Here is a 2690-nt window from a genome sequence, read left to right on the forward strand (position 1 = left end):
CAGACTGCCCTCAGCTTCACGCCGCCTGCTACGACAGGCAGCGGGTGGAGTCCTTCCACCTCCACTCGGTCAAACAACGCCTCGTGGCGCACCCCAACCTCTGACCAGCCGATCAGCAGAAGCGGACCCACCGCGTCGAATGCCGCCTTCCCGTACTCGCCGGCAACGAGAGGCTCTGCAACGTTCAGGGCAAGGGTGACCACGCTCGCGAAGATCAGCAGTCGGCGGGCTGGCCGCAGCACGTCTGACGATGCCCCGGTGAGTGCCAGATGTCGCGTGCCGAGCAAGAGTCCGAGGATCGAAAGATCAACCGCAGGAGCAACGAGCGGCGCAACCCAGACGGGTACACCGAGCCGGAGCGCGAGACTGAGGACGTTACCGAAACCGAACATGAAGGTCAGGCCGACAACAGTCGCCATGATCGCAGTCACTGCCCGAATGATCGTTGTCGCATCTGACTCGCACTTCGTCGCTCTACCGTCTGGCGGGCGCCCAGTCTCGACTGAACGTGCGGTTTCTGTAGCGTCGCTCATGGGTCCTCGCCCTCCTTACGGGGTGGGATCAAGGCCCCGCCGCGGTGGTGACGCACCCGGCGAGGCCGCTTTACAACGGCAGGATTGGCCGGGCACGCCGTGCAGCACGACGCGTTAGAGCTGGTGCAGATTTCAACGCCAAGCAGGGTCGTTGGTCGCAGGACTGCAGCCGTGCGGACATCACTGGACCCAGACAAGATCGCCTGATCATGACTGATCGCCTGCTGCAACGGGCTTAACCGAAGCCGCCCCGCTACGCCTATCGAGTGATACCCGGTGCTCGACGACCAGACGCCCACTCAAGAAACCCCTGGTCGGAGCTGTTCCCATCTGCTGTGTGTCCTGCCGGGGATTCGAACCTGCGCACGCAAGCCAACGCCGCGTGAAACCGCGCCTGGGAGTCACCCGCCCATCCGCTGAGCGACACCATCACCAAGCCAAGGTTGGCTGACCGAGAGGAGATCGGCCAGTGTGGTTGGGTGCCGATCGAACGTCAGTCCAGAGATCCGTCCAGCACTCTCAACCGATTCCTGGACAAGCATTTGCCACACCGAGTCGACATCACTGCCACCTGGCGCACCGAGCTGCAGGCAGCTCCTTGGACACCGCTGAGTGTGTCCCATGGTGCGGACGACATCGGTTGCGCGTTGGAGATGCGTATTGGCTTGGATGTCGCCACCCGACCGGCGCCCTGGCCGCTCCTCTCCTATCTGCCGATCGAAGACTGTGCAGCGTTGCTCAGTGCCGCCGGTTTCGAGCACACATGTGTGGGGAGCCTGCCTCCGAGCGGTACCTCGGACCCGATGCTGATGCACTGGTCACGTGATCACGAGCACCAGCCCAGCTCCCAAGACATCAGGCGAGCACTCGCGACGTGCCTGGACCTCGTCGAGCTACAGAAATTCGCCCACAAGCGAGGAGACACGATCGCCGTTGATGAACGAAGGTCCTGGTTCATCGCGATCGTCGAGCAAGGTCGGCTGAGTTCCAACACCGAGATGCTGGACGCACTGCTTCATGCGTGGACCGGCTACCTCGAGCACGGACGGCGGGTACTCCGAGCCCTTGGCGAGCGAGCGATCATCGCCCCTGAGTTGGCCGGAGGCTTTGGCATAGCCGATCTGGTCGTTGGGTCGACCCTCATCGAGATCAAGATGTCGGCTGGCGTGGAGAAGAACATCGACCAGTGGCTACGACAGCTTCTGGGCTACCTGCTGCTGGACCGCCACAACGCCCTTGGCGTCGATACCGTCGCGGTGTACGCAGCCGGCCAAGGCCTGCTGCTCACGCGCCCTGTCGCCGAGGTTCTCAAGTCAGCGAGCGTGGGACCAACACCTCAACTCACGACGCTACGCGAGGAGTTTGCGGTGGAGCTGCGCAGAGAGCTCGACGCCTTCGAGGCTCGAAGGCAGAGGAAACGCTATTCGCTGTCGTAGCGCACCTGGCACCGATCGAATCCACTTCGTCCCTTACAGGTGGGCTCTCTCAATAGACCGGTATCGGGCTTTGAGGGCTTCACCGAGCGAGCCCGTACCAGCTGGCGAGGTGCGGACATCCGTCGCGCTGCGATCGCCACGAACTCGGGCTCGTTATGCGGCAGCGGTCGTAGAAGCCCTTCGCGGTGCTTCGTTGCCCTGTTGTGTTGAACTCGAAGCTGGCCCATCGGCGTTGGAGCTCATCCAACGCGCGGCGCCCGACGCCCGCGCAACCGATAGGCGCGTCCACAGTAATGTTGTCCAACACCCCTTGCCTACAACCGATGCATACGGTGTACGTGACATTCCCACATGGCTCTCCTTCGACAAGGATGAGGAACTCGAACCTCCGGACGCATCGCGGCACGTCGCGACCAGCATGTTGTGCTTGGTCCCGGCCGAACTGTGCGGTTGAGATCCATCTCGCTCGTTCAGCCAGAGCTGCCTCGAGCAGCCTCCAAGCCCTGTGATCGTCCACGTCGTCTGGTCGGTCGAGGAGCGCTTCGCTCAGCCGTTCGCGCAAGGCGTCAGCGAACGGGTCGGGCTTGAGGCGATACTCGTCCTGGTCGGCGAGCTGCTCGTTGTAGGGGTCTGCTGCACCTTTAGGTGACATCTGAGTTGGCTTGCCGTGATGGTGAGCTGGGAGGATGTCGCTGTGCCCAAGCCCTACCCCCAGGAGTTC

At 62.9% G+C, this 2690-nt stretch carries 1 protein-coding gene and 1 pseudogene; one reads left to right on the forward strand and one right to left on the reverse strand.

Features of this window, described 5'->3' with window-relative positions; translation table 11 throughout:
- Positions 1 to 419 (reverse strand): annotated as a pseudogene (locus tag ACIRG5_RS48340) (hypothetical protein); the annotation flags it as partial.
- Positions 420 to 1012: 593 nt separating this feature from the next.
- On the opposite strand from ACIRG5_RS48340, the gene ACIRG5_RS48345 reads away from it, so the two are divergent.
- Positions 1013 to 1969, forward strand: a complete 957-nt coding sequence (locus ACIRG5_RS48345; protein ID WP_402918499.1) for a hypothetical protein — start codon at positions 1013 to 1015, stop codon at positions 1967 to 1969.
- Positions 1970 to 2690 lie beyond the last annotated feature (721 nt).

The sequence above is a fragment of the Lentzea sp. NPDC102401 genome, from assembly GCF_044765805.1.
GTDB lineage: Bacteria > Actinomycetota > Actinomycetes > Mycobacteriales > Pseudonocardiaceae > Lentzea > Lentzea sokolovensis.